Annotated in this window: 25 protein-coding genes and 1 pseudogene; 20 read left to right on the top strand and 6 right to left on the bottom strand. The window is 64.3% G+C overall.

The window, feature by feature from the left end; genetic code table 11:
- The 9 genes from V8201_RS11995 (at position 1) to V8201_RS11955 (ending at position 9,439) form a co-directional block, all read left to right on the top strand.
- Entirely contained in the window at positions 1-150 is a 150-nt protein-coding gene (locus V8201_RS11995; RefSeq protein WP_336545439.1) for a CopG family antitoxin, read from the top strand.
- Positions 151-163: 13 nt separating this feature from the next.
- A complete protein-coding gene (locus V8201_RS11990) occupies positions 164-745 on the top strand; it encodes a class I SAM-dependent methyltransferase (RefSeq protein WP_336545438.1) in 582 nt (193 codons plus the stop codon).
- Positions 746-1,270: 525 nt separating this feature from the next.
- Positions 1,271-2,533, top strand: a complete 1,263-nt coding sequence (locus V8201_RS11985; protein ID WP_336545437.1) for a glycosyltransferase family 4 protein — start codon at positions 1,271-1,273, stop codon at positions 2,531-2,533.
- Positions 2,533-3,630: a KpsE/RkpR family capsule polysaccharide export protein gene (locus V8201_RS11980; RefSeq protein ID WP_336545436.1), complete on the top strand. Its 1,098-nt coding sequence runs from the start codon at positions 2,533-2,535 to the stop codon at positions 3,628-3,630. Before V8201_RS11985 ends, V8201_RS11980 begins: the two co-directional genes overlap by 1 nt.
- On the top strand, positions 3,627-4,448 hold the full coding sequence (locus V8201_RS11975; RefSeq protein ID WP_051583283.1) for an ABC transporter permease: 822 nt from the start codon (positions 3,627-3,629) through the stop codon (positions 4,446-4,448). The genes V8201_RS11980 and V8201_RS11975 overlap by 4 nt, the downstream gene beginning before the upstream one ends.
- Entirely contained in the window at positions 4,445-5,836 is a 1,392-nt protein-coding gene (locus V8201_RS11970; RefSeq protein ID WP_336545435.1) for an ABC transporter ATP-binding protein, read from the top strand. Before V8201_RS11975 ends, V8201_RS11970 begins: the two co-directional genes overlap by 4 nt.
- Positions 5,833-7,125 (top strand): glycosyltransferase family 4 protein, encoded by a 1,293-nt coding sequence (locus V8201_RS11965; protein WP_336545434.1) that lies wholly within the window; start codon positions 5,833-5,835, stop codon positions 7,123-7,125. The genes V8201_RS11970 and V8201_RS11965 overlap by 4 nt, the downstream gene beginning before the upstream one ends.
- A complete protein-coding gene (locus tag V8201_RS11960) occupies positions 7,125-8,294 on the top strand; it encodes a polysaccharide biosynthesis/export family protein (protein WP_336545433.1) in 1,170 nt (389 codons plus the stop codon). The genes V8201_RS11965 and V8201_RS11960 overlap by 1 nt, the downstream gene beginning before the upstream one ends.
- Positions 8,295-8,305: 11 nt before the next feature.
- Entirely contained in the window at positions 8,306-9,439 is a 1,134-nt protein-coding gene (locus V8201_RS11955; protein ID WP_336545432.1) for a glycosyltransferase family 4 protein, read from the top strand.
- Between the two features lie 123 nt (positions 9,440-9,562).
- Here V8201_RS11955 and V8201_RS11950 read toward each other — a convergent pair whose 3' ends face one another.
- Both V8201_RS11950 and V8201_RS11945 read right to left on the bottom strand, forming a co-directional pair.
- Positions 9,563-9,784, bottom strand: coding sequence for a type II toxin-antitoxin system RelE/ParE family toxin (locus V8201_RS11950; RefSeq protein WP_336545431.1), 222 nt, complete (start codon positions 9,782-9,784; stop codon positions 9,563-9,565).
- Between the two features lies 1 nt (position 9,785).
- On the bottom strand, positions 9,786-10,037 hold the full coding sequence (locus tag V8201_RS11945; protein WP_336545430.1) for a ribbon-helix-helix domain-containing protein: 252 nt from the start codon (positions 10,035-10,037) through the stop codon (positions 9,786-9,788).
- A 155-nt stretch (positions 10,038-10,192) separates the two neighbouring features.
- Here V8201_RS11945 and V8201_RS11940 point away from each other — a divergent pair, with 155 nt between their 5' ends.
- Positions 10,193-11,329 (top strand): CDP-alcohol phosphatidyltransferase family protein, encoded by a 1,137-nt coding sequence (locus V8201_RS11940; protein WP_336545429.1) that lies wholly within the window; start codon positions 10,193-10,195, stop codon positions 11,327-11,329.
- Positions 11,330-11,512: 183 nt separating this feature from the next.
- Here the strand turns inward: V8201_RS11940 and V8201_RS19035 are convergent, their stop codons facing one another.
- Complete coding sequence (locus tag V8201_RS19035) at positions 11,513-12,001, bottom strand: Imm26 family immunity protein (RefSeq protein ID WP_373276479.1); 489 nt, start codon at positions 11,999-12,001, stop codon at positions 11,513-11,515.
- 158 nt (positions 12,002-12,159) lie between these two features.
- Between V8201_RS19035 and V8201_RS11930 the strand changes: the two are divergent.
- The 3 genes and pseudogenes from V8201_RS11930 to V8201_RS11920 all read left to right on the top strand — a co-directional run bounded on the left by V8201_RS11930 (position 12,160) and on the right by V8201_RS11920 (position 14,096).
- Positions 12,160-12,238 (top strand): annotated as a pseudogene (locus V8201_RS11930).
- 442 nt (positions 12,239-12,680) lie between these two features.
- Positions 12,681-13,007: a hypothetical protein gene (locus tag V8201_RS11925; protein ID WP_336545427.1), complete on the top strand. Its 327-nt coding sequence runs from the start codon at positions 12,681-12,683 to the stop codon at positions 13,005-13,007.
- Positions 13,008-13,454: 447 nt separating this feature from the next.
- Positions 13,455-14,096 carry a hypothetical protein gene (locus V8201_RS11920; RefSeq protein WP_336545426.1) on the top strand — a complete coding sequence of 214 codons (642 nt, stop codon included), beginning with the start codon at positions 13,455-13,457 and terminating at the stop codon, positions 14,094-14,096.
- Between the two features lie 63 nt (positions 14,097-14,159).
- On the opposite strand, the gene V8201_RS11915 is transcribed toward V8201_RS11920, so the two are convergent.
- The gene (locus V8201_RS11915) at positions 14,160-14,519 is read right to left on the bottom strand and encodes a DUF6572 domain-containing protein (RefSeq protein ID WP_336545425.1); all 360 of its coding nucleotides are present in this window, start codon (positions 14,517-14,519) and stop codon (positions 14,160-14,162) included.
- Positions 14,520-14,635: 116 nt separating this feature from the next.
- On the opposite strand from V8201_RS11915, the gene V8201_RS11910 reads away from it, so the two are divergent.
- Both V8201_RS11910 and V8201_RS11905 read left to right on the top strand, forming a co-directional pair.
- Positions 14,636-14,809 carry a hypothetical protein gene (locus tag V8201_RS11910; protein ID WP_336545424.1) on the top strand — a complete coding sequence of 58 codons (174 nt, stop codon included), beginning with the start codon at positions 14,636-14,638 and terminating at the stop codon, positions 14,807-14,809.
- Between the two features lie 146 nt (positions 14,810-14,955).
- The gene (locus tag V8201_RS11905) at positions 14,956-15,222 is read left to right on the top strand and encodes a hypothetical protein (RefSeq protein WP_336545423.1); all 267 of its coding nucleotides are present in this window, start codon (positions 14,956-14,958) and stop codon (positions 15,220-15,222) included.
- Between the two features lie 40 nt (positions 15,223-15,262).
- Here the strand turns inward: V8201_RS11905 and V8201_RS11900 are convergent, their stop codons facing one another.
- On the bottom strand, positions 15,263-15,622 hold the full coding sequence (locus V8201_RS11900; RefSeq protein WP_336545422.1) for a hypothetical protein: 360 nt from the start codon (positions 15,620-15,622) through the stop codon (positions 15,263-15,265).
- A gap of 455 nt (positions 15,623-16,077) precedes the next feature.
- Here V8201_RS11900 and V8201_RS11895 point away from each other — a divergent pair, with 455 nt between their 5' ends.
- The 4 genes from V8201_RS11895 (at position 16,078) to V8201_RS11880 (ending at position 18,755) form a co-directional block, all read left to right on the top strand.
- A complete protein-coding gene (locus V8201_RS11895) occupies positions 16,078-16,524 on the top strand; it encodes a DUF4262 domain-containing protein (RefSeq protein ID WP_336545421.1) in 447 nt (148 codons plus the stop codon).
- Positions 16,525-16,776: 252 nt separating this feature from the next.
- Entirely contained in the window at positions 16,777-17,046 is a 270-nt protein-coding gene (locus V8201_RS11890; protein WP_336545420.1) for a hypothetical protein, read from the top strand.
- Complete coding sequence (locus tag V8201_RS11885; RefSeq protein WP_336545419.1) at positions 17,027-17,374, top strand: hypothetical protein; 348 nt, start codon at positions 17,027-17,029, stop codon at positions 17,372-17,374. The genes V8201_RS11890 and V8201_RS11885 overlap by 20 nt, the downstream gene beginning before the upstream one ends.
- Before the next feature lie 1,132 nt (positions 17,375-18,506).
- Positions 18,507-18,755: a hypothetical protein gene (locus V8201_RS11880; RefSeq protein WP_336545418.1), complete on the top strand. Its 249-nt coding sequence runs from the start codon at positions 18,507-18,509 to the stop codon at positions 18,753-18,755.
- A 512-nt stretch (positions 18,756-19,267) separates the two neighbouring features.
- On the opposite strand, the gene V8201_RS11875 is transcribed toward V8201_RS11880, so the two are convergent.
- Positions 19,268-19,534, bottom strand: coding sequence for a hypothetical protein (locus tag V8201_RS11875; RefSeq protein ID WP_336545417.1), 267 nt, complete (start codon positions 19,532-19,534; stop codon positions 19,268-19,270).
- 51 nt (positions 19,535-19,585) lie between these two features.
- Between V8201_RS11875 and V8201_RS11870 the strand changes: the two genes are divergently transcribed.
- Complete coding sequence (locus V8201_RS11870; RefSeq protein WP_336545416.1) at positions 19,586-20,086, top strand: hypothetical protein; 501 nt, start codon at positions 19,586-19,588, stop codon at positions 20,084-20,086.
- The last annotated feature ends 779 nt before the right edge of the window (positions 20,087-20,865 follow it).

Here is a 20,865-nt window from a genome sequence, read left to right as displayed (position 1 = left end):
TTGCCTAAGCTGTCGAGTGATGCCGACGCCGAGGCGTTCGTCGCGTCGGCGGATCTCACCGAATATGACCTGTCGTCGCTCGTTTTGACCCGCGTTCCGTTCAAGGCCGCGACGGCGCGAATCAAGCGCTTTCCGATCCGCAACCCGTGATCGATCCGGGGATATGACGACCGACCATTCCAATGGCTGGGAAGCGGTCTCCGACCGGTTCGTCGCCATTCGATCGCCGGTCGGCGCAGCGTTGGTCGTCGGCTGGGCGAAGGACCACCTTCCCCGCTCGGCCGCCATCCTCGACATCGGCTGTGGCTCCGGCATGCCGATCGGCACGGCATTGACGGTCGAGGGCTTTTCGATCTGGGGCGTGGATGCGTCGCCATCGCTGATCGCGGCGTTTCACCGCAACCTTCCCGGCATGCCCGCCGTCTGCGAACCGGCAGAGGGCAGCGCCTTTTTTGCACGACGTTTCGTCGGCATCGTATCGATCGGGCTCATCTTTCTGCTCGATGCGGCGGACCAGCGACGGCTTCTCGCCAACGTCGCGCAGGCACTGGAAGCTGGCGGACGGTTTCTGTTCAGCGCCCCGCGCGAGGCTTGCCGATGGAAGGACTCGCTGACCGGCCGTGTGTCGGTATCGCTCGGTGCGGACGCTTATGCTGCGCATCTCGATAGCATCGGCCTGCGCTTGGCCGGTTGCCTGTCGGATGAGGGTGGCAACCATTATTATGACGTGGTCACGCGCATCTAGCGGTCACGGATAACATTGGCAGCTTCTGTTCGCGCAGAGGCGCATAGGACGCAGAGGTGGTCTGCGTGGGGCGGTTGCAGCCCCAGGCCATCGACCGCTGCGGGGATGGAGCGGTAGATGCCCCGCCCCTCCTCCGCGTCTCCGCGCCTCCGCGTGAACCTGTTCTGCCTGCGGGTGGCGGGGTGGTTCGCGCGAAGACGCGAAGACGCAAAGGTGTTGGGCTGTCGCGTTCGCGGCCCTTCCTCTCGGACCTTTGAGAAGAAAGGGCCACGCCGCTCGCGGGCGCATCCTCTTTGCGTCTTCGCGTCTTCGCGTGACCATCGTCTTCTCCGAGGCAGCAGAAGGTTCGCGCGGAAGCGCGGAGAGATGTGCCTGCTGCGTTCCGAACCGGTGAGAGGAGCAGGCCGCGCCAGCCGGGCGACGCGCCCCTCTGCGTCCTCCGCGCCTCTGCGCGCACCGGGCCGCCCGAAAAAATGCGCAGCCCTGCCAAGGGGTCGGCGCGACGGCTCCGTCTGTCTGAGGATGATGGCGGTCGATCCAGGGTTTTGCGGTGCGGCGGAGGGCGAGGCGCCGGTGCTGCTCGACGTGACGCGGCTCGTCGCGCTGCGCTGGGGCGGCCGGCCGGCGACCGGGATCGATCGGATATGCCTCGCCTATCTCGCGCATTACGCCGGGACGGCGCGCGCGGTGGTGCAGCATCGCGGCGTGATCCGCATGCTCGGCGCGGCCGCGTCGCGGCGGCTGTTCGCGGTGCTCGCCGCCCCGTCGCGCGGCGTCCGCCTCCGGCTCGGCCTCGCGCTCGCCGCGGCGCTGGCGCGGGGCGAGCGGCCGCGGCCGGGCAGCCTCTACGTCAACGCCGGCCATACCGATTACGATCTGCCCGCGCATGTCGGCTGGGTCGCGCGGCACCGGCTGCGCGCCATCTATCTGATCCACGACCTGATCCCGATCCGCCACCCGGACCATTGCCGGCCGCACGCCGTCCGCCGCCACACCGGGCGCGTCGCCTCGGCGCTGCGCCACGGCGCCGGCATCGTCGTCGGCAGCGAGGCGGTCGCGCGCGATCTCGCCGCGCATGCGCGCGAGGCGCGGCTGCGCTGCCCGCCGGTCGTCGTCGCGCCGCTCGCCGGCGCCGAGCTGCCGCGGGTCGAACCTGGTCCCGCCGCGGGCGACTATTTCCTCTGCGTCGGGACGATCGAGAGCCGCAAGAACCATGCGCTGCTGCTCGCGGTCTGGGAGCGGCTGTGCGCCGCGCAGTGCGATCCGCCGCGGCTGGTCATCGCCGGCCGCTGGGGCACGGGCGCCGACGGCGTGCGCGCCGCGCTCGCCGCCTCGGCGATGGCCGGCGGGCGGATCACGATCGTCGAGGCGTGCGACGATGCCGCGCTCGCCGCGCTGATGCAGGGCGCGCGCGCGATGCTGATGCCCTCGCTCGCCGAAGGCTTCGGCCTGCCGATGGCGGAGGCGCTGGCGCTGGGCATACCGGTGATCGCCAGCGACCTGCCCTGTTTCCGCGAGGTCGGCCAGGGCATCCCCTGCCTGCTCGATCCGCACGACGTCGCCGGCTGGACGGCGCGGATCGCCGGCTTCGACCGCGCCGCGGCGCAGCGGCAGCGGCGGATCGACGCCCTGCGCGGCTACCGCCCGCCGCGCTGGGACCAGCATTTCGCGCAGGTCGACGCCTGGCTGACCACGCTCACCCGCCCCGCCGCGCCCGCCGATGCGGCGCCCGGCCCCGGCCGCCGGCCCCGCGCCGGCCGCCGCCTCGATCTGGGAACCGCCCGCTAGTGCCGTCCATATCCAAGCGTGTCTCGCCGCTGTTCCTCGCGCTGGTGGTGGTGCCGACGCTGCTCGCCGCGCTCTATTTCCTGCTGCTGGCGAGCGACGTCTACGTCTCCGAGGCGCGCTTCGTCGTACGCAGCCCGAGCAAGGCGGCGGTGACCTCGCTGGGGCAGGTGCTGAGCGGCACCGGGCTCAGCGGCGCGACCGAGGAGAGCAATGCGGTCGTCGAATATCTCGAATCGCGCGGCGCGCTCGCCGATGCCAATCGCGACGGCCTGCTGACCCGCGCCTATACCGCGGGGTCGATCTTCCTGCTCGACCGGTTCGGCGGGCTGCTGCCCGGCAACCGCGAACGCTTCTTCGATTATTATCTCGGCAAGGTCGAGGTCGAGCCCGATACGACGACGCAGGTGCTCCACCTCAGCGTCAGCGCCTTCGATCCCGATCAGGCGCGCGCGATCAACGAACGGCTGCTCGAACAGTCGGAGGCTCTGGTCAACCGCCTGTCGAGCCGCGCCCGTGCCGACGCGCTCGAGGTCGCCGAAAGCGACGCGCGCGCGGCGCAGGAGCGCGCGCGGACCGCCGCGGTGCGGCTCGCCGCCTATCGCAACCGCGCCGGCATCATCGATCCCGAGAAGGAGGCCGAGGCGCGGCTGCAGGGCATCGCCAAGCTCGACGACGAGCTCGTCTCGGCACGCACCCAGTTGCAGCAGATGGAGGCCTTCACCCCCGCCGCGCCGCAGATCCCCTATCTGCGCACCCAGATCGCGGGACTCGAGAAGGAGATCGCGCTGCGCCGCTCGGGCGTCGCGGGCGGGCGCAATTCGCTGTCCGCGGCGGGCGCGCGCTACCAGTTGCTCCAGCTCGACAGCGAACTCGCCGCCAAGAGCCTCGCCGCAACGCTGATCTCGCTGCAGGACGCGCATGCCGAGGCGGCGCGCAAGCGCGCCTATGTCGAGCGAATCGCCGCGCCGAGCCTGCCCGATTATCCGATCCGGCCGCGGCGGCTGGGCGGCGTGCTCGCGGTGTTCGTGCTCGGCCTGCTCGGCTGGGGCATCCTCACCATCCTGCTCGCCGGCATCCGCGAGCATCGCGAGGGATGACCGCCGCTCAGGCCCCCGTCCCCGTCCGGCCGCCGCCGCCGCGGCTGCGCGACAGCCTGCGCGTGCAGGGCCGCGTGCTCGTCGCGCTGCTGCTGCGCGAGATGCTGACCCGCTACGGCCGGCACAATATCGGCTTCCTCTGGCTGTTCGTCGAACCGATGCTGTTCACGCTCGGCGTCGCCGCGCTGTGGACCGCGGCCAAGGCCTATCACGGCAGCAACCTGCCGATCGTCGCCTTCGCGCTGACCGGCTATTCGAGCGTGCTGCTGTGGCGCAACATGCCGGGCCGCTGCATCGGCGCTTTGTGGAGCAACCTGTCGCTGCTCTACCATCGCAACATCCGCGTGCTCGACATCTATGTCGCGCGCGTCCTGCTCGAATTCGGCGGGGCGACGATGTCGTTCGCGGGGCTCAGCGTCCTGTTCATCGTGCTCGGCATGATCGATCCGCCGAAGAACATCCTCGAGGTGGTGGGCGGCTGGCTGCTGATCGCCTGGTTCGGCGGGGCGCTGGCGATCACCCTGGGGGCGCTCAGCCATCAGAGCGAGCTGGTCGACAAGCTCTGGCACCCGGCCTCCTATCTGATCTTCCCGCTGTCGGGATCGGCGTTCCTGGTCGATGCCCTGCCCGCCGCGGCGCAGAAATACGTGCTCTACATCCCGATGGTGCACGGCACCGAGATCGTCCGCGAAGGCTATTTCGGGTCGCGCGTCCATGCGCATTACGACCTCGGCTATATCCTGCCCTTCTGCCTCGTGCTGACCTTCGTCGCGCTGTTCACGACGCAATGGGTGGCGCGGCGGGTGGTGCCCGAATGATCCGGCTGAGCGACGTCCGCAAGGTCTACCACACCCGCTCGGGCGACAATGTCGTGCTCGACGGCGTCGGCTTCAGCCTCGCGATGGGCGAGCGGCTCGGCGTGCTCGGGCGCAACGGCGCGGGCAAGTCGACGATGGTGCGGCTGATCAGCGGCGCCGAACGGCCGACCGCGGGGCGCGTCGAACGCCATATGTCGGTGTCCTGGCCGCTCGCCTTCGGGGGCGCGTTCCAGCCGACGCTGTCGGGGATCGACAATATCCGCTTCATCAGCCGCATCTATGCGCAGGATTTCCAGCGCAACCTCGCCTTCGTCGCCGATTTCTCCGAGCTCGGCCGCTATCTGCACGAACCGGTGCGCAACTATTCGTCGGGGATGCGCGCGCGGCTCGCCTTCGCGATTTCGATGATCATCGAATTCGACTGTTTCCTGATCGACGAGATCGGCGCGGTCGGCGACGCGCGCTTCCACGATCGCTGCAACCACGAATTGTTCGGCAAGCGCGGCGATCGCGCGATGGTGCTGATCAGCCACGATCCCGGCTATCTGCGCGACCATTGCAACCGGTTCGCGCTGCTCCACGGCGGGCGGCTCGCCTTGTTCGACGATTTCGACGAGGCCTATGACCGGTTCCGCGAGGCGATCGGCCTCGTCGCCGCGCCGTCGATCGACGCCGCCGCCGCGGTCGACCGCGCCGCGCTGATCGAGGTCGCGCAGCATCGCGCGCTCGGCGACGAACGCTTCCGGCTGCTGGTGCGCGAGGGCGACTGGCGGCGCGACGCGCGCGACTGGGCCGCGGCGGAGGAGCGCTATGCCGCCGCGCTCGCGCTCCATCCCTATCAGCGCTCCTATTGGGTGCAGCTTGCGCATGTCGCCAAGGAGCGCGGCGCCTTCGCCCGTGCCGAGGCCGCCTATCGCACCGCCTGCGCGCTCGGCGAGCCTGCCGCCGACGTCGTCGAGCATCTCCGCTTCGTCGTCGCGCAGGGCGGCGCCGATCCGGCGGCCTGGCCGATCCACCCCTATCGCAAGGGCGCGGCAAGCACGCAGGTTCCCGGCCGCCCCGATGTCGAGGCGCTCGCCTGGCTGCTCTGGCCCGGCGCGTCGGTCGACGATGCGGAGGCGACCGACCTGCTGCGCCGCCACGGCGATGGCGACCGGCTCGCCGCGGCGATGATCGCCGACCCGCGCTTCGCCGCCGCCGCCGCCGTCGCCCCCGCCGCCGGCGTGGATGGCGAGATCCTGCGCGTCCTCGCCTTCGCGCATCGCACGCCCGCCGACGGCGCCGCCGCGATCGCGCAGCTGCCGCCCGATGCGCCCGCCTGGCCGGTCGCCGCCGCGGCGGGCGCGTTCCGCGACTGGCCGCATGTCCAGCAGGCGCTGACGCCATGAAACACGTGCTGATCGACGGCTATAATCTCGGGCTCGAAAAGGGCACCGGCGTCGCCACCTATGCCCGCAACCTCAGCTACGAACTGGGCAGGCTCGGCCATCGCACCTCGGTGCTCTACGGCCTGCAGGGCCTTGCCGCGCGCGAGCCGCTGCTGCGCGAGATCGGCTTCTTCGATGCCGGCGCGGCGCGGCCGCAGGGCCGGCTGCGCGACCTCGCCGGGCTGCTGTCGCCGCGCGCCGCGCGCGCCGCGGCGGTGCCGGTCACCGGACAGGTGGTGACGCGCCAGTTCGACGCGCGGCTGCCGCATCACGACACGCTCTACAATGCCGGCGACGTCTTCCGCCGCGCCAACGGCCGGTTCCATGCCTGGGGCGCGACCACCGCGGTGCGCCTGCCCGAGCGGCCCGACCTCGCCCACTGGACCTATCCGCTGCCGCTGCGCGTCGCCGGCGCCGCCAATCTCTACACGCTGCACGACCTCGTGCCGCTGCGGCTGCCCTATACGACGCTCGACAACAAGCGGCATTATCTCAAGCTGCTGCGCACGCTCGCGCGCCACGCCGACCATCTCGTCACCGTGTCGGAATGTTCGCGTCGCGACATCATCGACCTGACCGGCATCGCTCCTGACCGGGTCACCAACACCTATCAGGCGGTCGACATCCCCGCCCGCTATCTCGCCACCCCCGACGAGCAGGTGGCGCGCGAGGTCGAGGGCGCGATCGGCGCCGGCTACAAGGACTATTTCCTGTTCTGGGGGTCGATCGAGCCCAAGAAGAACATCGGCCGCATCGTCGAGGCCTATATGGCGAGCGGCCTCGCCACGCCCTTGGTCATCGTCGGCGCGCGCGCCTGGCGGGCGGAGGGCGAATTGCGGCTGCTCGACGCGCTCGCCAACGGCAAGCCCGCCAAGGGCGACGTGCGCCGCGGCCGCATCATCCAATTGCCCTATGCGCCCTTCGGCCTGCTCGTCAGTCTGATCCGCGGCGCCAAGGCGGCGCTGTTCCCGTCGCTCTACGAAGGCTTCGGCCTGCCGGTGCTCGAAGCGATGCTGCTCGGCACGCCGGTCCTGTGTTCGGACACCTCGTCGCTGCCCGAGGTGGCGGGCGATGCCGCCATCGCGGTCGACCCCTATGACACCGCGGCGATCACCGCCGGGCTGCACGCGCTCGACGGCGATGCCGGGTTGCGCGCCGATCTCGCCGCGCGCGGCCGCGTCCAGGCGGCGTTCTTCTCGCCCGACCGTTACCGGGCGCGGCTCGCCGCGCTCTACCAGAGGTTCCTGTGATGTCCCTGCCCCCGACCCCCCGATCCGCCATCGCGCTCCTGCTGCTGCTCGCGACCGGCTGTTCGACGGTCGGCAATTCGGGCCCGAGCGCCAAGGCGATCACCCGCGCCGCCAGGGCGGGCACCGCCAGCGACCGCGGCATCAGCGTCGTCGCGCTCGACGCGGCGACCGCGCAGCGCGCCGCCGCCTATGCCCGCGCGCAGCGCTTCGCCGACGTGTTCGGCTCGGTCGCGCCGACCGGCACGGTGATCGGCGTCGGCGACGTGCTCGACATCGCGATCTGGGAAGCGCCGCCCGCGGTGCTGTTCGGCGCGACCGCGCCCGGTGCGAACATCAGTAGCGCGATCGCGCAGAGCGCGGGCATCCCGCAGCAATTGGTCGGCGAGGACGGCACCATCACCGTCCCCTTCATCGGCACTCTGCTGGTGCGCGGCCTCACCCCGCAGGCGGTGGGGCGGCTGATCGTCGCGCGGCTCGCCGGGCGCGCGCACAGCCCGCAGGCAATCGTCCGGTTGGCGCAGAACGACAGCCGCGCGGTGACGGTGATCGGCGAGGTCGGCGCAACCCGCCGCCTGCCGCTCACCCCGCGCGGCGAACGGCTGCTCGATGCGATCGCCGCGGCGGGCGGATCGCGCCAGCCGGTCGCCAAGACGACGATCCAGCTCAGCCGTGCCGGCCGCACCGCGGCGATGCCGCTCGACGCGATCGTCCGCGATCCGTCGCAGAACATCACGCTCCAGGCGGGCGACGTCGTCGCCGCGGTCTTCCAGCCGTACAGCTTCGTCGCGCTCGGCGCGGTCGGCCAGAATGCGGAGGTGCCGTTCGAGGGCGGCGGCATCACGCTGGCGCAGGCGCTCGGCCGGATCGGCGGGCTGCGCGACGACCGCGCCGACCGGCGCAGCGTCTTCGTCTTCCGCCTCGAACATCCCGAGGTGCTCGATCCTTCGGTGGCGCAGACCGCGAAGCGCACCGCGGCGGGGCTCGTCCCGGTCGTCTACCGGCTCGACCTCGGTGACGGCGCGTCCTTCTTCACCGCGCAGGATTTCGCGATCCGCGACCGCGACGTGCTCTACGTCTCCAACGCGCCGCTCGCCGATCTGCAGAAATTCCTCAACATCGTGTCGAGCGCCGCTTTCTCGATCACCGGCATCAACAACGCGGTGCAATAGCGGCCCGCGCCGTGCCGACCCCGACGATCTGCATCGATGCCCGCTATCTCGGCCCGCGCCCGAGCGGCATCGCCGAGGTGGTGCGCGGGCTGATCGACCATGTCCCCGCGCTCGCGCCGGATCTGCGCTTCCTGCTGCTGCGCCACCCCGCGCATCCGGGGCCGCTGAGCGACGCGCCCAACGTCACCGAGCGCGTCGTCGCGCAGGCGGCGAACGGTCCGGCGACGATGTGGTGGCTGCCGCGCGTCGTCGACCTGTCGCGCGTCGCGCTGTTCCACGCGACCTTCAACATCATGCCCGCCGGGCTGCGCATGCCCTGCCTGGTGACGATCCACGACATCATGCGGCTGACCCATCCCGACTGGTGCCGCACCGGCGCGCGCGGCATGGTCGAGCGGCATTTCTACGGCCACGGCCTGCGCCGCGCGATCCGCTCCGCCGCGGGGATCGCCGCGATCAGCAGCGCCACCGCGGCAGAGCTCGCCGCCTATGCGCCGGCAGTGGCGGCGCGCACCCGGGTGACGCTGTCGGGCGTCGCCGATCAGTTCCGGGTCGCGCCGCCCGACCCGGCTGCGCTCGCGGCGCTCGGGCTGCATCGCCCCTTCGTCCTCACCGTCGGGCAGGATGCGCCGTACAAGAACCACGACGGCGCGCTGCGCGCCTTCGCCGCCGCCTGTGGCGACGATCCCGGCCTCGACCTCGTCATGGTGCAGCGGCGCGGTCCGGGCCGCACGCGGCTGACCGCGCTCGCCGCCGCGCTGGGCCTTTCGGGGCGCGTCCGCTTCCTCGCCACGGTCGACGGCGCGGCGCTGCTGACGCTGTACGGCGCGGCGCGGGTGCTGCTTCACCCGTCGCTGATGGAGGGGTTCGGCAATCCGGTCGCCGAGGCGATGGCGTGCGGCTGCCCGGTCGTCACCAGCGATCGTTCGTCGATGCCCGAAGTCGCGGGCGGCGCGGCGCTGCTCGCCGATCCGCGCGACATTGCCGCGATCGCCGCGCAGCTGCGCGTGGTGCTCTACGCGCCGGGCGTCGCCGCGCGGCTGCGCGCCGCCGGCCTCGCGCGGGTGCGCAGCTTGCGCTGGCAGGATTTCGCCGCGGCCAATCTGGCGCTCTACCGCGACCTGCTCGCCGGAGGCGCGGGTTAGATCGGGCGGGTGCCCCGCCCCACGATCCGCGCCCTCCTTCGCGCTGGGTCCCTTCAGATCAGGCGATCGAGGTCGCGCAGGCCTTCGACGACTGCGACGATCTCTACCTGTTCGGCTCCGGCATCATACGCATAGAGGATCAGATAGCGCCCATGCACCAGCGTGCGCACCGGGCCGGATATCGTCGCGCGCCGTGCCGATGTCGGGGAAATCGCGCAGCCGCTCGATCTTGGCGTCGAGTGCCAGCAGCAGCCTGTCGGCCGCACGCGCGTCATCCAGCGTGATATGGGTCCATATGCGTTTGAGATCCTCCCGCGCCCGGCGGGACAGGACGATCGTGGTCATCTCACCGCGCGGCGTCGGCTTCGTCTCCGGCTTCCGCGATGATCGCCGTCATGTCGAGGGGACCGGCACTCCCGCTGGCCTTGCCCGTGTCCCATGCATCGCGCAGCAGCCGCAATTCCTCCGCCCGGACGGCGCGGCGCTCGTTCCACAGCCGCATCGCGTCGCGCACCACTTCGCTCACCGACGCATATTCGCCCGCCGCTATGGCGGCATGGATCGTCTCCGCCATCGGCTCGGGGACCACGACGGTCATCCTGGCATAAGCACCCATCGTCGACCTCGTTGCTTGATCTGTTCATACTATTTCATACCGCCATCGCCGACAAGCGCGGCGGCCGCCCGCTTTTCACCAAGGCTTTGCCCCCGCCGCTCCGTCAACTGGGCGACGCACCAGCGGGAACGAGCGATTTGCCCCAGATCATCCTTGTCTTTTCGAGTGCGGCGACCGCCGAATATCGCGTCGCCGGCATTCCCGCCGCGGCGCGGGCGGTGCAGGCGGTCGGGACGATCGCCGGGCAGGACGATATCCGCCGCTGTTCGATCGTCGCCGGCGACGACTGGCTGCCGAGCGATGCGCTGCTCGCCGAATGCCGCCGCCTCGCGCCGCGGCTGCCGCTCGCCTTCGCCGCGCGGCCCTCGGCGGGCGATATCCTGACGGTGTGCGGCGAGCGGTTCGTCGCGGCGCTGGCGCGGCGGCCGGACGGCGGGCGCGAGCATGTGCTGCCGGCGCTGTTCGACACGCGCACCAGCGCCGCCGCGCCGCCGACGCCCGAGGCGGCGTGGCGGCTGCTGCACCGCGCCGGCCGCACCGTCCTCGCCGCGACCGGCAAGGGCGGCGACGGCATCGTCTCGCGCTACGTCAACCGGCCGATCTCGCGCGCGATCAGCCACCAGCTGCTGCGCTTCCCCGCGGTGACGCCGTTCCACGCCAGCCTCGGCACCGCCGCGCTCGCGCTGGCGATGGCGGTGGCGCTGCTGTTCGGCGGAGCGGCGGGGCTGGTCGCCGGCGGCCTGCTGTTCCAGGCCGCGTCGATCTTCGACGGCGTCGACGGCGAGATCGCCCGCGCCACCTGCCGCAGCTCGGATGCCGGCGCGACGCTCGACAGCGTCATCGACGCCTGCACCAACCTCGCCTTCGTCCTCGGCGTCACCGCCAATGTCGCGATGGCGGGCGACGTGTCGGGTGCGGTCGCCGGCGGCATCGCGCTGGTCAGCCTCGCCGCCGGGCTGCTGCTGATCGGCCGCCACGCCAGCGCGACCGGCGCGGCGATGAACTTCGACGTGATCAAGCTCCACCTGCGCCGCGGCGGCCCGCCCTCGCCGCTGACCGAATTCCTCATCCACCTGACGATGCGCGACTTCTTTGCGGCGATCAGCGCGCTGATGGTGGTCGCCGGGCTGACCCACCTGCTGCTCGTCGCCTTTGCGACGATCGCCTCGGGCTGGCTGGTGGTGACCAGCGTCATCCTCGGCATCATCCGCCGCCGGATGGGGCTGGCCGCACCGGCCTATGGCGGCGGGGCGAGGATCAAGCCGGTGCGGTGAGTGATCTGGCGGTCGTCCCATCTGGCAATGGCTCGGACCGCCCAAGTGCGGGCTGTGACGCTTTGACGAGGGGGGCGCACGGTCGCCCTGATGACCTTGAGGGCAGCACCGACTTGGTTTGCGATCACAGCCGCCCGATCTCGGCCGTTCAATAGGCCAGGCGCTCTGCCGACAAGCGGACGCTCAAGGGATTGCGGCCTCATTTATCCGTAAGCTTTCGACCCACTTGTTAGGCCGACCTGCGAAGTGGTCACGGAGTCGGTCCTCAACGTGCTCGGGTTCCCATACGGCGGCAGCCTCCAATCCAGCGCATTCTGCATAGGTCGCTGCTCGCTCCCAGTTCGGTGCCGCAAACGTCGAATGGTAAAGAGATAATCTCCCGGTCATCACGTCTTGCTTGTAGAAGAACGGCTCTACGCGGCTTTCAGGGTTAAGCGGGACACGACCGATCACTGGCCAACGCCCATGCGTGACGGCATGGTTTGCAACCCAAAGGCGGAAGAGGACCGGCAAGCGGCTTACATCTTCCGGGGCAAGATCGTCGGCACTCGCGCGTTCAAAGAATATCATCAGTGGTCCTGCGGCAACCTGAGCATACGACTGGTGACCGCCGCCAAGATCAATTTTAAGGAGATCGCCTTCGCGACGGCGGACCTTGGACCCGGGGTGCATTCGATCATGTTACGCTCGCGGCTGCATCGGGCGCAACGTCCGCTGACGGGAACTGCCGCCTGAAAAGCGCTTGTCCGCTTTCCTCCCAAAAGTGGCCGTTCCGCTTCCGCCCAATAGCGAACATTGCTCAAAAAACGACCGCACGATACGTCATCAAAGCCAGCGTGACGGAATTGGTAGACGTATCGCTACAGCGATCCCGGTAACGGGTGCGGGTTCGATCCCCTGCCGCTGGCAATCTTGCCCCAAGAGCGGACTTCAGCCTCGACAAAAGTGCTCGTGGAGAGCCCGCAATAGATCATCACCTTTGATTGATTGCGAGATCAAGCACGGATCGTCCCACTCATTCTGAAAAGTAAACTCTTCTCCACCGAACATCACGATCGTCGCGATCCCGACCGCCTCGCTGCGTATCTCGGCGTAGCACTCCTCAATGCATGATCGCACCGTTTCAACGTCAGTGGTATCGAACTCCAGTGAGAGGTAATTTCCGACCTTGAGAAGAGAGACCGTCATTTCCGGAAGGTAGCTCTAGCTGTGTCCACTTTCCACCAACTACCAGACATGCGAGACATGCCAGACATGTCAGACATGCCGGTGCCGTCCAATGTTAGACGTCACGTCTTGTCGCGCCGTTATCCGAAAGTGGTCGTTCGCAAGGCTGCTCAGGCGCACCTTGTTGGTGACCGGCCTTGCTGTTGGGTTGCCGATCAACGCGCCTTACCCTGATTGTTCCTTTCAATTTCCGGGACGTCTTTTCAATATTGCCGGATACGACCATCCCGAACTCACAAAGGCTTATGTCCACAGTGGATGCCGGTTGAATGATTTCTTCGGCGATCTTGCAACCCTGGCAGTCAGGATCGAAGACCACAGCGTAAAGGCCTGGTTTTCCGTCCATGCGGGCCAACGCACCGTCGTCGCCATAGTGAACTATCTGGACGGGTTGCCGGGTCAGCCCAGAACCTACCTCCGGCAAGCGATCAGCGCGTCGGCATGCATATAGCGATGACACGGCGACGAACGCCCACAAGGTGGCTGGCTTGAACTTCATTCTCGAGGTTTGCAGAACAGGACTGTTCAAGCAATAGGCGCTTTCCGACCTCTTGCACGAAAAGCCGCCTGTCCACTTTCCTCCCACAAGCGGACAGTTCGCTTCGGCCCATTACCGGACATCTGCGCCTCCGAACTCCTTGCTCTAAAGCGGTCATTCGGTAAGCCTTTGACAATGGCCTACCGTCGAGTGCTCCGTATTGCGTTGGGTGCTGCCTGTTCGCTTCTGGCTGGGTTGGCCGGATGCCGAGACGCGACACCTCCCAGGAAAACGACAGCCATAAGACCCGATCAATCCCGGGCAGCTTTCTTCGAGCGTCCTGCTGCGCTTGCTAGGGCTCGAGCATCATCCACGCCAAGTCCACTCATTGTGTTGCGTTCGACTGACCCATGGAAAACGGTGATCGGTTCGGATTCGCCGGCCTTTGCGCTTTACAGTGATGGAACAGTATTGTTTCGTCGAAAGGACGATTATGGGGCGGTCAAGCTAAATCCAACCGAACTGAACGTCCTGCGGGAGGCGTTTTCCAGTCCAGAATTGACCGCCCTCTCAGGTGGCTATGAAGCAACAGATTGGACTGATCAACCAGACAATGATTTGCTTCTGTATGACCGAAAGGTGCCGCTTTACATCACCGTGTATGGCTCCCTGGACGACGTACAGGTAAGAGCAAAGTTGTCAGACACGATCCTTGAAGCATTCGATCGGTTGCGTAACTTTTCTGCGCCAAGTGCCCAGCCTTGGATGCCTGGAAAAGTAGAAGTTATGGTATGGCCTTACGAGCACGCGCCTGAACGATCAATTATCTGGCCCAAGCGGTGGCCTGCTCTCACGAGTCCGACAACGCGTAAACGCGGTGACTTGTACAGCATTTTCGTTCCATCCTCCGAGTTGCCTGCACTCCGCTCGTTTTTCGCCGCTCAAAGAGAAAAGGGGGCTGTCGAGATCGATGGCAAGAAGTGGTCTGCCAGCATCCGGCTGCCTTTCCCGCATGAGGAGCTATGGATGGGTCCGAACAATGAGATAGCGACCAAACAATAGGCGGCTTTGCAGAAGCTGCTTCCCTAAGCGGACCGTCAACTAACGCCCGAAAGCGGACGTTCGCTAGGTAGCGAGACTGTCGTGATTTACCTCAAATTTGAATGACCTTACGAAATTTGATTGCTTGGGTGAGTAGCCGTTCATTTCAAATAACCCGGCGGCGAACCGCTCGACGAACTCGGTTACTGGTTTTGTCGGCAGGTTATAGCAGTCCACCTGGACAATGAAGTTCAGTCCTGCTGACTTTGGGAACAGCGCCGCGACCTGCCCATCGAGAGCGGCATTGACGCAGCCATATAGTCGATCCTGAAGCGAGCGAAGATGATCGTCGAATGGCTGCTCCCAGCCCTCTTCGACAAGGACGAGTAAGCATGCGCCCCGATCATCATCAAAGGCTATGAAGTCGACAGTGGTATCAGCCATTCAGGCACATTGGCAGGATGGCTCCGCTGAAGCCAGCAGATCGGCTTTCCCCCAAGAGCACACGTTCCGCTTACGCCCAACAGCGGACGTTCCTCGTGACTGATACAATCGCGTGCATGGCTGACTACGATCCCGACGACAAATGGCAGGACGAGTGGAAGGAGACCATTCGCAGCGACGGCGTGGCTCTTCGCGAGAAACACCTCAGCAATCCGTGGCCGCACATTCCAGCTTTACCAGTAGCCATGAGATATTTCGCGACCGAGCTTTGGGATCGTGGATTTAGTTAAACTGAAATTCGCGAAGCTTTCGAGCTGGCGATCCGAGAGCTGCCTCCCTATGCGGCTCGTTATGAGAAGCGGCCTTAGAAGCTTTCGCCCAATAGCTGACATTCGCTGAGCCAGGTGACAGAACCCCGCCGCCCAAGGGATACACCATGACCGTTTTAGCTGATGCGGGAAAAGCAGATCGCTACCTTGAGCCTGGCACTCGCTTCCGGCTCGACAGCGCAGTCTTCGACGATGACCAGACCACCCCCGAATTTGGCGTGGTGGTTCATTGCTGGCTCGATGCGGGGATCGGAATGTTCGACTGCTACGTCGCCTTTTTCGGCAGCGAACTGCCGGTCGGAGAACCTGCTGGATCACCGTACGTGCTTCGATATGGTGCGACCTCGCTGACGGTGCTTAGGGATGCGAGTTAAAGCCAACTTCCGCTAACGCCAACTTGCGGACGTCCTGAGACTAATGGGTCGGCCAACGTGTCCGTGGCTCTGCCGTCGCGAGCGAGATGCTGGCAGTGTCCCTATCCATCACGTTGATGATATGCTCGGGGCCGAACGGTAGCTCAGTTCCGACCCAGAACGCATCGTTCTCGTCGATGCTGTCAGGCTCGTTATCGAGAACGCCAAGATAACCGCCCGGTACTCGCTCCCGGATGACGACCCACATGCTTTCAACCGCGACCGGCTCTTCCCGGTCGTCTACGCTGATTCTGAAAATTAGTTTTGCAAAATCACCGGGTTGGAGCCCTTCCCGAATATGTCGGTCTGGTATCCAGAAGGTGGCAGGCGAATGGGCGTGCCGGGCTTCTCCGTCGTCCAAGCACCACCCATCGTGTTCAAAATCCGGTTCTCGCATTCAGGTAGATTAGGGGCTGTCTGAATATTCGCAATCCTCCCAAAATCAGACATTGACGCTTTGACGAGGGCGCGCACTGTCTAGCTGATGAACCTAAGGTCAGCACTGACTTGGCTTGCGATCACAGCCGCCGTTTTTCTCGTGTGCCGCGTGCTCATGCTCATCTTCGGCAGTCGCATGAACGCGCCAGTGATCGTCTATCCATTTATAGCCGTGTGGGGGCTCAGTACGCTTGCATGGCCGCTCTTCCTTGTGCTTGCTTTCCGAGCGCGGAACGAACGCTAACGCCCATCAATGGACATCCGGAACGGCCATTCCGCTTCACGATTGCGGACGTTCGACGGCCCGATTAGCTTGTGATTATGCGAACCGCTTTAGACGCGCCGATTGAAGTTCTCGACGATCCCGAAAGAACGTTCGTGGCCAAGATCCGTGAACATGGATGGTTCGACACGGCGGTCCTTGGCGACGCCGAAGGTCCGGGGTTTTCTTTTACCACTGGCTTATGGGTAAACGCGGGTCAGCCCGAGTTGATCATGTTTGGGATGAAGCGCGAGATAACCCATGATGTATTTTGGACCTTGTTCCGTGAAGCCAAGGCGGGATCGCCACTGCCGATAGGCATGCCGACCGATAGAGCGTTCGAAAACCTCCTCGCTTACGCGTTCCCCGTGGCGAAGCGCTTCTATACGGATCACCTCGGCTGGAGCCGCTGGTTCTATGGGAACGATGACTTTCCATGCCTCCAGATCGTTTGGCCGGATCGAAGCGGCATCTTTCCATGGGAGCCGGGGTTCGACACTTCCTTCGTCGACGACCAGATCGACCTGACCGAACATGGGTGGAAGTCAGCCGTCATGGGCTGAGTCCGCTACACCTCAGTCTATCCCTAAAGATGCCATTTCGCTTCCGGCCAGCTTCGGAAATTTAGCGGCGGAGAGGCCCTTCGCCGCGAGGGAGCTAATGTGCCCAGTCCGGCGCGGCCGATACCCGATTCTCGCAGTTTCAGCACCCGCATCCGCTATCGCCCACTAGCCGACATCGCAGACGCACGGCATCATAACTGAATGCGACGATCTCGTCAGAGCCTTTTAGATCACTTCTTCAACGCGATCTGTGTGCTGTTCACCCTCTGGTTTATTGCGATAGGCCAACATCAAGGCTGGTCGACGCTGTTGACCATTGGGCTGCTGGTCATTGTATCGATCCCTATCGCGCTTGCGCTACTTTGGCTCAAGCTGTGGTTGCGTTTGTATTTCGAAACTTCCGCTAACGCCCATTGCCAGCATTTCAGAACCCGTCCCACGGTTCACCATTGCGGACATTCGTTCATCAATGCACTCTGCTCCTATGGAGCACGCGACTCTCGTGGGATTTCTGACTGGTGAGCTCTCGCCGGAGGTGCTGATTGATGAGATCACTACCGAAGTGGAGGCTTGCGAAGCGTCCTTCCGAGCGGGTGAGAACGGCTACATTATCATCACTGATGGTCCGCCCGTCGAAGTAACAAGAGAAGGCGCACGGCGACTGCTCGCGGCTATAGCCGATGGGCGATTGCCTTTCCAGCTGGCGAATTACGTTGCAGATTGCATCATCATGAGTGACGACTTTGACTTGGCGGACGATGCCGTTCGCGACGCCGTTAACTTTGTGGCAGATGACAGCAGACCACCTACGAAAGATGAAACGATTAAGGCGTTGGCGACGCTCGGGTAAAGGTTGGCTTTCAAAGCTTTCTTCCTAAAGCGGGTATTCCGCTTACGCCTAAGTGCGGACGTTCAATCCTCGTTCTGGTCGACTGTCCATGTCGTGGTGAAGTCGGGGTCTCGACTATTTCACCAGTATTGCGAAGCCGATACGAGCCCGGCTGGGCGGGGAAGAAGGCTCTTGGGTCCGGTGGCAGGAAGAAGTTTTCGCCGGAGCGCGAGCCGCTTAAGGCTAAGTCAATGCCTTGAGCGTTCGCCCGTTGGACAGTCCCATAGAACTGCTCAAGCGTCTCGCCGTTGACACTTCGACGGGTGATGCCGACGAGGACCACGGAGCCGAGCAGCTTCGCAGCTAAGTCGTCGCTCCAATCGGGTTTCCCGTCGACCATGCGTCAGCACGTAAGGTCATTCGCGCGTTCAGGCAACGTTCGCTATCGCCCATACGCGGCCTTTCCACTTACGCCCAATTGTCGCCGTTCGAGGCTACAGGCACTCTCCTTGATCGCAACCATTCGACAATCGCTGGCTTTACAAAGAGCCCCGAGCATGATGGAAGGAATATGGATCGGCGGAGGATGGTCGTCACTTCGGGTGGTCGCGCCAAGTCGCCGCCGATCCACCCCTTATCCTTGATCACGATCGCTCAATTGCAGTCATTCCGTCGGTGTGACACGTCTGCTCGATGCGAGCCGCTCCCCTCCGTTCCGCAATGATCCTGCTCATGCTGGCGATCTTTGGGATGGGAAGTTGCAGCCGCCCGCTTGCGCGCTTGAACAAGTCAGATACCCGAAGCTGCGTCGCGCAAGGCGGATATGAGAGTGGCGGCCCTTTCGGCAGCCCGTTCTGTCAGTTCCGGTATTCTGACGGCGGCAAACTTTGTTCTGGCAAATCTGATTGCGAAGGCCAGTGCATCGTAGCGATTGGGGGTCAACCCGGATCAGACCCTAAACCCGGTGCTCCTGCTCACGGCGCTTGCGAGGCAGAACGGTCCACGTTCGGATGCTATGCGAAAGTCGAAGATGGCAAGGTATCACCCGAGGGCAGCGTCTGCGTTGACTAACGGTGATGTCCGCTTTCCCCCACAAGCGGACGTGCCGCTTGTGGGGGAAAGCGGACATTGGCGGATGGTGTAGAATGCCCTGATGAGCGACAGCCACTATAAGGGTGAAAGCACGCGTGGGGGTAAATGGGGTTGCGCCGTAGCGTCGCTTTTCGGCATTCCAGTATTTATGCTCGCGACTTTGGTTGCCAGCCTGGGCGACTGCATGCCTGACATAAAATGCCACCCCGGCTTCTGGCTCGAAGTCATTCTGCCAACCGCCTTCGTGGCAACCCCGATCGGACTAGGTGTTCGTTGGCTGCTAAACCGCCGGTCGAACGACGATTCCTAATGCCGAAAAGCGGACATTCCGCAAATATTCTGCAATCAAATAAACGTATGCGGACGAGATTCAGGTCACACATACGGTTAAAAGGCTCGGTTATAGAAGTCCCTGGGTGAACCGCCTTCGACGGCAAATAAGGGTTGACCTTTGGCATTCACTACAAATCCGACGACTGTATCCGATGTATATCTGGAAATATACAGGAGGTAAATTCTACCTGACCTACCTCGCCGCGTTTCGTATGGCGCTATCTCTTCGGCACGCAGGCTCGGCCTCTTGTTGTAGCAATACTCCACCTTTCGCCGGGCGGACGCGATTGCTGTATCATCGTGGATCGTGGATGGAGGCAAATCGCTAGGGTCAACCGGGCTAGCGCCTCCAAAACCCCTATCTAAAAAAGCGCATGACGTCCCAATGTCGGTACACCCCGCCAAGAAAGAGAGCGCGACGAAAGCGAACGCCGAGGATCGAGACATCAGGGCACATTGGCGGCGATAAGCGACGTACGCAATGTCGCCTCACGCCCAATTGCAGACATTCAACATGTCGGTCACCATGCGCGAATGACGGTCGTCGAAGCCTTCCTGGTTGAAGCCCTGCAACGGGTCGCTGATGGCGGGCATATAGCTCAATCCGAACTCGACATCGCGGTGCCCGATCCATTCGCTCTCGATCCAGCGGAGAAGACCGCATGGGAAGAATTGAGCCATTGGGCCGATGACGAGGACATACGGCAACGGAATGAACGCTACGCCGCCTCCAAGCGCGAGCGAATGCGCAATCACGTCGCCGCCCTCCGATCGCATGGTCGCTGACGCTAGATTGAAAACGCTTACATGAACATGCACACTATAGTGATGACGCGGCTTTTGAGTAAGGTTTTAGTACTGGCGGGGGCAGTCGGAACGATTTGGTGCTGGAATAACGGCCATGATCCTAAGCCACCCGCAAGCGATTGGCAGAAGGCAGGCTGGCATTATAGATTTGACGACGATAAGGAAATCGGCGCAGCAATGTACCGATTCCAAGATAATTCGCAGCAGTATTTTATGGCACTATGCGATATTAAGCCCTTGTTCCACCTTGTTTATGGCAAGGTTCCGATCGAGTCGACTACATTTCAGCTACAGGTAGATCAGAGCCGCTTTAGTTTTAGGCGTTATGACGGAGCGGGTCTAATGGTAATCGACCCAGCTGTCGCAGATGCGTTTGCGAGATCTAAAAAGAACATCACATTCAGCGTCGGACCGTCGTATTTGGTCCGCATCCCTCCAAGCCCACTCATCGCCAAGCTGATCAAAGCTTGCCGCAGTCGAAACAAACCTGACAGGCGCTAATCATTGAGCCGAACGTCTGCATCTGGTGATAAGGGGGCCGGCCGCTTCCGCACAATCGCAGACATATCCATCGGTCCTAGGGCAAGTTCCCGAGTCGTCGATCAGGCGCTTGCGTACCATCCTTTATGCTAGTTTCTTTGGCCTCGATACGATAAGAAAGCTGTTTCACAGCTAGCGAAGGTCGTATATCATGAGAAGTACGACAATCGCGGCCTTGCTACTTAGCATGACCCCTTGTCCTGTTCTGGCTGCCCAAGCCTTAGGTCCGTATGCGTCAGACCCACGTTCGGTTGGCATTCACCGTGGCACCGAGCAATGGAAAGAACGCGAGTATAGCAAATCTAAGCAGCGTGTCCGTGCCAAGGATCATGCCACCAAGACAGTAATCAAGAGTCCCGAAAAACTTCGACCCGCCCCTCAACGATAGGTGAGCGTCGGACGCTGCGAAGGATAAGCCCTACATCGGGAACCCTGGGTGGTCATGACGGGTGATTTATTGATCGTGATCGGCATCTCACGAGGGGAAAGACGCCTGTCGTTCGGCAGTCGTGCCCACCCCGTACATCGCAGGCCGACGTCCGCCAATGTTCGCTTACAGCCCGATGATGTTGAAAATATGCTGGAAGATTAGCAGCAGCGCGACGTCACGCAACGTCCGCTTCCCCGCTAAATGCCGCCGATCTGCTTACGTCCATTTATCGCCCTTCGAGCAAGCGAGGCGCTTGCCCGAAAGCAGTCATTCGTTCAGCTTAGTCGCATGGTGGATCAATTAAAGGGCC

Source organism: Sphingomonas kyungheensis (assembly GCF_037120395.1).
Taxonomy (GTDB): domain Bacteria; phylum Pseudomonadota; class Alphaproteobacteria; order Sphingomonadales; family Sphingomonadaceae; genus Sphingomonas; species Sphingomonas kyungheensis.
The sequence above is the reverse complement of the archived record's forward strand: the minus strand, read 5'-3'. Positions and strand labels throughout refer to the sequence as shown.

Bases quoted from the DNA above. Each gene is read 5' to 3' on its own strand.
- V8201_RS19035 (WP_373276479.1), bottom strand. From the start codon at position 12,001: ATGCACCCCGGGTCCAAGGTCCGCCGTCGCGAAGGCGATCTCCTTAAA.
- V8201_RS11915 (WP_336545425.1), bottom strand. From the start codon at position 14,519: ATGGCTGATACCACTGTCGACTTCATAGCCTTTGATGATGATCGGGGC.
- V8201_RS11905 (WP_336545423.1), top strand. From the start codon at position 14,956: ATGACCGTTTTAGCTGATGCGGGAAAAGCAGATCGCTACCTTGAGCCT.
- V8201_RS11950 (WP_336545431.1), bottom strand. From the start codon at position 9,784: ATGACCACGATCGTCCTGTCCCGCCGGGCGCGGGAGGATCTCAAACGC.
- V8201_RS11880 (WP_336545418.1), top strand. From the start codon at position 18,507: ATGAGCGACAGCCACTATAAGGGTGAAAGCACGCGTGGGGGTAAATGG.
- V8201_RS11970 (WP_336545435.1), top strand. From the start codon at position 4,445: ATGATCCGGCTGAGCGACGTCCGCAAGGTCTACCACACCCGCTCGGGC.
- V8201_RS11960 (WP_336545433.1), top strand. From the start codon at position 7,125: ATGTCCCTGCCCCCGACCCCCCGATCCGCCATCGCGCTCCTGCTGCTG.
- V8201_RS11985 (WP_336545437.1), top strand. From the start codon at position 1,271: ATGGCGGTCGATCCAGGGTTTTGCGGTGCGGCGGAGGGCGAGGCGCCG.
- V8201_RS11965 (WP_336545434.1), top strand. From the start codon at position 5,833: ATGAAACACGTGCTGATCGACGGCTATAATCTCGGGCTCGAAAAGGGC.
- V8201_RS11945 (WP_336545430.1), bottom strand. From the start codon at position 10,037: ATGACCGTCGTGGTCCCCGAGCCGATGGCGGAGACGATCCATGCCGCC.
- V8201_RS11870 (WP_336545416.1), top strand. From the start codon at position 19,586: ATGAACATGCACACTATAGTGATGACGCGGCTTTTGAGTAAGGTTTTA.
- V8201_RS11910 (WP_336545424.1), top strand. From the start codon at position 14,636: ATGGCTGACTACGATCCCGACGACAAATGGCAGGACGAGTGGAAGGAG.
- V8201_RS11975 (WP_051583283.1), top strand. From the start codon at position 3,627: ATGACCGCCGCTCAGGCCCCCGTCCCCGTCCGGCCGCCGCCGCCGCGG.
- V8201_RS11990 (WP_336545438.1), top strand. From the start codon at position 164: ATGACGACCGACCATTCCAATGGCTGGGAAGCGGTCTCCGACCGGTTC.